The 7,298-nt window shown below is 67.3% G+C and carries 5 protein-coding genes; 3 read left to right on the top strand and 2 right to left on the bottom strand.

Annotated features, from left to right (window positions below):
* On the bottom strand, positions 1-475 hold a 475-nt coding region (locus tag B551_RS10815; protein WP_023264067.1), incomplete at its 3' end, for an MFS transporter.
* A gap of 247 nt (positions 476-722) precedes the next feature.
* Here B551_RS10815 and B551_RS10810 point away from each other — a divergent pair.
* Both B551_RS10810 and B551_RS10805 read left to right on the top strand, forming a co-directional pair.
* On the top strand, positions 723-1,634 hold the full coding sequence (locus B551_RS10810) for a LysR family transcriptional regulator (protein ID WP_006579459.1): 912 nt from the start codon (positions 723-725) through the stop codon (positions 1,632-1,634).
* Positions 1,635-1,756: 122 nt separating this feature from the next.
* Entirely contained in the window at positions 1,757-4,000 is a 2,244-nt protein-coding gene (locus B551_RS10805; protein WP_052511334.1) for a TonB-dependent receptor, read from the top strand.
* Positions 4,001-4,048: 48 nt separating this feature from the next.
* Here the strand turns inward: B551_RS10805 and aceE are convergent, their stop codons facing one another.
* Positions 4,049-6,721 carry a pyruvate dehydrogenase (acetyl-transferring), homodimeric type gene (gene aceE, locus B551_RS10800; RefSeq protein WP_006579461.1) on the bottom strand — a complete coding sequence of 891 codons (2,673 nt, stop codon included), beginning with the start codon at positions 6,719-6,721 and terminating at the stop codon, positions 4,049-4,051.
* A 168-nt stretch (positions 6,722-6,889) separates the two neighbouring features.
* Here aceE and B551_RS10795 point away from each other — a divergent pair.
* On the top strand, positions 6,890-7,298 hold a 409-nt coding region (locus B551_RS10795; protein ID WP_043438805.1), incomplete at its 3' end, for a MarR family winged helix-turn-helix transcriptional regulator.

Raw genomic sequence — 7,298 nt, 5'->3', positions numbered from 1 at the left:
CCCACCATAGTCCGCGCCAGGTGCCGAACAGCGGACCGGCGACCATCGCCAGCGCCATGCCGGCCGGCATGAAGCAGCTCCACAGCGCAAAGGCGATATCGCGCCGCTGCGGCGGCACGACGCGCTGCAGCACCGCGGGCCCCGCCACCGCGATCAGCAGGAAGCCCAGTCCTTCGACGAAGCGCGACGCCATCAGCGCCGGCAGCGTCGGCGCCAGCGCGCCGGCGCCAGCGCCGGCCACCACCGCGAGCAGACCGCCAAGCAGCACACGCCGGTCGCCGAAGGCGGTAACCAGGGCACCGGCCGGAATCCCGCCGAGCGAGCCGAGCACCGCGACGATCGCCATCAGCCAGCCCGCCTGCGCCAGGCTCGCGCCAAGGTCTGCCCGCAGCATCGGCGTCGCGATCGCGGCCTTGCCGACCTGCAGCGCCGCGACGACGCCGGCGCCGACCACGACCGCCACCGTCAGCCACATCGCAGCATTACCGGAAGGCGCGGACGTCGTCAGTGTCGTGGGCGTCCGCGGTACCACTGCCTGTCCTCTGCGGGCGGACCACCCCCGCCGCCCGTTCGCACAATCGGTCATCTCGTTCTCCTGCCCTGGAACCCTCGAAATGGGGCACAGCATCGCATCGGCGGGGCATCGACGGAAGTGATATAAGTTCGATCCAAACGATCGATCCAATAGATCATTGGAGCGACGGCTTCCGGCTACCCAACTCATGCTCGACGCCCTGACCCTCGACCAGCTGCGCACCTTCGCCACCGTCGCGGACGCCGGCAGTTTCCGCGCGGCAGCGGCCAAGCTCGGCCGCGTGCAATCGGCGGTCAGCCACGCGATCGCCAATCTGGAGGCGCAGCTCGGCGTCGCGCTGTTCGACCGCACCCGGCGGCGTCCGGTATTGACGCCCGAGGGCCAGGCCCTGCTGGTCAACGCGCGCGACATCCTGCTGCGCGTCGATGCGATGCGGGCGCGCGCCCGCGGCCTTGGCCAGCAACTGGAGCTCGAACTGTCGGTGGTCGTCGATACGCTGTTTCCGCTGGCGCAGATCAGCGCCGCGCTGGAAGCGATGCGGGGCCGCTATCCGTCGGTGGCGATCCGCGTCGCGGTCGAACCGCTGGGCGGGCCGCTGGCAGCCCTGCTGGAGCAACGCGCCACGCTGGCGGTGATGGTCGGCGAGGGTTTTCGCGATCCGCGTGTCGCGCTGCAGGCGCTGTCGTCGACCGAGGTGGTGGCGGTCGTGTCCGCGCGCCATCCGCTGGCATCGCGGCGGCGCGGCCCGCCGCTGGGCGTGGCCGACCTGGCCGATCACCTGCAGATCGTGCAGTCCGATCCCACGCCGCTGTCCGCCGGCCGCGACTTCGGCGTGCTGTCGCCGCAGACGTGCCGCGTCAACACCCAGGACACCAAGTACGCACTGATCCTGTCCGGCCTCGGCTGGGGCCGACTGCCGCGCTGGCTGGTCGAACGCGATCTGCGCGAAGGCAGGCTGGTGCGCGTCGCCACACCCTCACTGGGCCGCGATGCGCGCGTTCTGTACGAGGCCTACCTGGCCTATCGCGTCGACCAGCCGTTCGGTCCGGCCGCGCAGGCGTTCCGGGAAGCGCTGACACGCATCGCCGCGCAAGGCTGACCCCGCTCGTTATGTTGCGAAGCGCCAATGAAGCGCGCGTTATGTTGCAAACAGGAATGGTTATCAATAAGATTGACGGTTTTTTGTAACCGCAGATTACGAGAGAGCCCGAGCCACGCGCCATGAGACAAAAACCCGCCTGTTCGCAACCGTCGCGGCCGACGCCGCCGGCCCTGACGCCGTCGGCATTGATCCTCGCCGCCATCGCTGGCGGCGCCCCGCTTTCCACGCTGGCGCAGCAGGCGTCATCCGCCACCCAGGGCACGGCGCCCGCGCATGAGCTCAGTACCGTCGAGGTGCGGGTCGACCGGATCAAGAGCGATCTGGTCAATCCGACGCGGCAGGTCACCGTGATCGAGCGCGAGCAGATCGAGGAGCTGAAGACCGGCTCGACCAATCTGGCGACGATGCTGAGCAAGCTGATTCCGGGCATGGCCGATTCGAGCCGCACCGTGACGGACTTCGGCCAGACGCTGCGCGGACGCAGCGCGCTGGTGCTGGTCGACGGCATTCCGCTCAATACCAATCGCGATTCCGCCCGCAACCTGGCGACCATCGATCCGAGCAACATCGAGCGGATCGAAGTGCTGCGCGGCAGCAGCGCGCTCTACGGCGCCGGCGCGAGCGGCGGCATCATCTCGATCACGACCCGCAGCGCGGGCGGCGCGCCCACCGCCGACACCACGGTAACGCTGGGCACGCCGCTGACGCGGCTCAGCAAGGAGGGGCTCAGCGCCAACGTGCAGCAGCACTTCTCCGGCAGCCAGGGACCGATCGACTACGCTTTCCACGTCGGCGCGCAGCGCATCGGCAGCCCCTACGACGCGCACGGCCATCGGATCGCGCCCGAGCCGAGCCAGGGCGATCTGTTCGATTCCAACGTCTACAACATCAGCGGCAAGCTCGGCTGGCGCATCGACGGCCAGCAGCGCGTGCAGCTGAGCCTGAGCCGCTACCACGCCAGGCAGAACACCGACTACGCCTCCGACCCGTCGGTCGGACGGCTGCCTCCGGGTTCGGCCACGGCGCGCGCGATTCGCGGCCTGCAGCTGGAAAACCAGAACGAGCTGCGCAACACGGTGCTGAACCTGGATTACCAGCACCAGGACTTCTACGGCAGCACCGTATCGACGCAGTTCTACTATCGCGACTATTTCACGCGCTTTCCCCCGTTCGACGCGCGCGCGGTGGCCACGCGCGGCGGTAACGTCGACCAGATCAGCCAGAACAGCAGCGTCTTCGGCGGCCGGCTGACCGTCGGCACGCCGCTGGGCACCAGCAAGCAGACCAAGCTGCTGTGGGGCGCGGACTACAACCAGGAACGCAGCGACATGCCGCTCGACGTGTTCGACGCCGCGCGCTACGACGCCAGCGGCGGCCTGGTGTTCCAGCGCACCGGCGAGCTGACCTATATGCCGCCGCTGACCACGCGCAGCGGCGGCGTGTTCGGCCAGCTGCAGCACAAGTTCGACGAGCGCTGGTCGATGGAAGGCGGCGCGCGCTACGAGCGCGCCAGCGCCAGCTTCGACGACTTCGTGCCGCTGTCGCAGTCGAAGGTCGCCAACCCGGTCGGCGTCAAGGGAGGCACCGTCGACTACGGCGCCTGGCTGTTCAACATCGGCGCCGCGTTTGCGCCGGTCAAGGGCCAGGAGTTCTATGGCGCCTTCAGCCAGGGCTTCCAGCTGCCCGACATCGGCCTGCAGATCCGCAATGCGCGGCCGGGGTTCGACATCAACTCGTCGAGCCTGGAGCCGGTCAAGACCAACAACTACGAGCTCGGCTGGCGCGGTGCGCTGGGCAGCAACACGCTGGCCAACGTGGCGGTGTTCTACACCACCTCGAAGCTCGGCGACGTGCAGAGCTTCAACAACGGGCTGATCCTGACCCGCACCAAGGAACGGATCTTCGGCGTCGAGGCGGCGGCCGACTATCTGACCGACGACGAGAAATGGGGCGTCGGCGGGACCTTCACCTGGATGCGCGGCCGCGAGCAGCCGCAAGGCAGCAGCAGCTTCCAGAACATGACGGGCTACCGCATTCCGCCACTGAAGCTGACCGGCTACCTGCAATACCGGCCGATCAGCCAATGGACCAACCGCCTGCAGGTCAGCTATTACGCTGGGCGCGACTATCGCCTGAACGGCCAGAACAGCTTCGGCCGGCGCGATACCGGCAGCTATACGACGCTCGATCTGATCAGCCGCTACCAGCTGACGCGCAAGGACACGATCACGATCGGCATCGAGAACCTGCTCAATCGCGACTACTACCCCTTGTACAGCCAGCTGCTGCGCAACAGCAGCAATACCAGCCGGCTGCCGGCGGCGGGCATCACGCTGACGGCGATGTACCAGCACCGCTGGTAAGCCGCGCGGCCCGCGGGAGCGTGCGTTCCCGCGGTGCCTGCCACTCGATCAAGCCGCGGCCGGGTCCGCGCCGTCCGCGTCGATGCCGTAGCGCGCGATGGCCTCGGCGACCCTGGCGACCGGCAACGCACCATCGTCGGCCAGCGCCTTCAGCGCGGCGACCGCGATGAAGTGCCGATCGACCTCGAAGAAGCGCCGCAACGATTCACGCGTGTCCGAACGGCCGAAACCGTCGGTGCCCAGCGCAACCAGCCGGCGGTCCGTCACGAAGGGCCGGATCTGGTCGGCGACGATCTTCATGTAATCGGTCGCCACGACGAGCGGGCCCTGGTGTCCGGCCAGGCATTGCTGGACGTAGGGCACGCGCGGCTCGCTCCCCGGATGCAGCATGTTCCAGCGTTCGGCAGCCAATCCGTCGCGGCGCAGCTCCGTCAGGCTCGTCGCGCTCCAGATCTCGCTGGCGATGCCGAAATCGTCCGCCAGCAGCTCGGCGGCGGCAATCACCTCGTTCAGGATCGCGCCGCTGCCGGCCAGCTGCACGCTCGGCATGCGCTGGCTGGCCTCGCCGACTGCCTTCAGCCGATAGAAGCCCTTCAGGATGCCCTGCTCCGCCCCGGCCGGCAGCGCCGGATGGGGATAGTTCTCGTTGAGCAGAGTGATGTAGTAGAAGATGTCCTGCTGCTCGGTGAACATCCGGCGCATGCCGTCCTGCACGATCACCGCCAGCTCGTAGGCAAAGGTGGGATCGTACGACACGCAGCACGGGATCACCGACGACAGCACATGGCTGTGCCCATCATCGTGCTGCAGTCCCTCGCCCATCAGCGTCGTGCGCCCGGAGGTCGCGCCCAGCAGGAAGCCCCGCGTGCGGGCATCGCCAGCGGCCCACGCCAGATCGCCAATCCGCTGGAAGCCGAACATCGAATAGAAGATGTAGAACGGCACCGTTATCACGCCGTGATTGCTGTACGAGGTGCCGGCCGCGATCCACGATGAGGTCGCGCCGGCTTCGTTCAGCCCTTCCTGCAAGATCTGGCCGTCCCGGCTCTCCTTGTAGTAGCTGAGCTGGCCCGCGTCCTGCGGCGTGTACAGCTGCCCCACATGCGAATAGATGCCGATCTGGCGGAACAGCCCTTCCATGCCGAACGTGCGGGACTCGTCCGGCACGATCGGCACGATACGCTTGCCGATCTCCGGCACCTTCAGCAGCGCGCCAAGCATGCGCACAAAGGCCATCGTGGTGGAATACTCCCGCTCGCCGGAGTCCTGCAGCTGCGTCGCGAAGGTCGACAGCGGCGGCGCCGGCAACGGCGCGCAATCGCCGGAGCGCGCCGGCACATGGCCGCCCAGCGCCCGGCGCCTCGACGCGAAATAGCGCGCCGCCTCGCTGTCCGGCGCCGGCTTCAGGTACGGCATCTCGTCGAGGCGCGCGTCGGGCAGATCCAGCGCAAAGCGGTCGCGGAAAGCCCGTACCGCGTCCGCGTTCAGCTTCTTGAGCTGGTGATTGATGTTCTGGCCCTCGCCGGCCTCGCCCATGCCGAAGCCCTTGACGGTCTTGGCGAGGATCACGGTTGGCTGACCGGTGTGCCGCACTGCGGCGGCATAGGCGTTGTAGACCTTGACCGGATCATGGCCCCCGCGCGACAGCGCCCAGATCTCGTCGTCGCTCATGTCGGCCACCATCTCGAGCAGTGCCGGATATTTGCCGAAGAAATGCTGGCGGACATAGGCGCCGTTCTGCGACTTGTAGGTCTGGTATTCGCCGTCGACGCACTCCATCATCCGCTGGCGCAGCAGCCCGGTATGGTCCCTGGCCAGCAGCCGGTCCCACCCGCCGCCCCAGATCACCTTGATGACGTTCCAGCCCGCGGCGCGATAGAGCGCCTCGAATTCCTGGATCACCTTCGCGTTGCCGCGCACCGGGCCATCGAGCCGTTGCAGATTGCAGTTGACGACGAAGATCAGATTGTCGAGCTTCTCGCGCCCCGCCATCGAGATCGCGGCCAGCGACTCCGGCTGGTCCATTTCCCCATCGCCGAGGAAGGCCCAGACCTTGCGGCCCTGGTGCTGCTGCAGGCCCCGATTTTCCAGATAGCGCAGAAAGCGGCCCTGATAGGCCGCCATGATGGGCCCGAGCCCCATCGACACGGTGGGGAATTGCCAGAAGTCCGGCATCAGGCGCGGATGCGGATACGACGACAGGCCGCGGCGCCCCGCTTCCCTGCGGAAATTGTCGAGCTGCGCTTCGTCGATACGGCCCTCCAGATAGGCGCGCGCATAAATGCCCGGCGCCGAATGGCCCTGGATATAGACCATGTCGCCGGCGAATGTATCGGTGCGGCCGCGGAAGAAATGATCGAAGCCGACGTCGTACAGCACCGCCGCGGAGGCATAGGTGGCGATATGCCCGCCCACGTTCGAATGCTTGCCGGCGCGCAGCACCATCGCCATCGCGTTCCAGCGGATCAGCGCATTCAATTCGCGCTCCAGTACAGCGTCGCCCGGATACGGCAACTCGCGCTCGGCGGGGATCGTGTTGACGTACGGCGTATTGACACGGCCGTGGAAGTCGCCATGCATCGAACCATCGAAGTCGAGCAGCTGGTCGATCAGATAGTGAGCGCGTGGCCGGCCCTCGACCCGCACGACGGCCTGCAACGATTCGAGCCATTCGCGCGTTTCGAGCGGATCGACGTCTTGGAGTAAGGAAGAGGTTGGCATGGCGTGGCTCCAGGTCAGATAGGTGCGAGTCAGATAGGTGGGATCGCGGGCGTGCCGCGCAGCGGATTGCATCGGCACTCGTAGTCATTCGTTGCAATTGCAATCGTATCTGGCGCATTGTAGCGATCGCCGGCATAATTGCAACTGCAACGAATTCGGAGAATGACCATGACGACGGACGCACCAGACCTTTGGTTCTCGTTCGTGCGAGCGCATCGGCTGATGATTCGCGAGGTGGAACGGCGGCTGGCCGACGCCGGGCTGCCGAGCTACGCCTGGTACGACGTGCTATGGGGCCTCGAGAGCGGCCCGGGCGGCGCTCGCCGCATGCACGAGCTGGCCGATGCGCTGGCGATCGAGCGGTACAACCTGACGCGCCTGGTCGATCGGCTCGAGAGCGAGGGCCTGGTCACGCGCACGCGATCGGCGGACGACGGCCGCGCCGCCTTCGTCACGATCACGCGCGAGGGCCGCGCGCTGCGCAAGAAGATGTGGAAGGTCTATCAGGCCACGATCGCCGACCTGTTCCTGACCCAGTTCGACCCGGCCGACGAGCAGCGCTTCGCCGACGCGCTCG

This window comes from Cupriavidus sp. HPC(L) (assembly GCF_000307735.3).
GTDB lineage: Bacteria > Pseudomonadota > Gammaproteobacteria > Burkholderiales > Burkholderiaceae > Cupriavidus.
The sequence above is the reverse complement of the archived record's forward strand: the minus strand, read 5'-3'. Positions and strand labels throughout refer to the sequence as shown.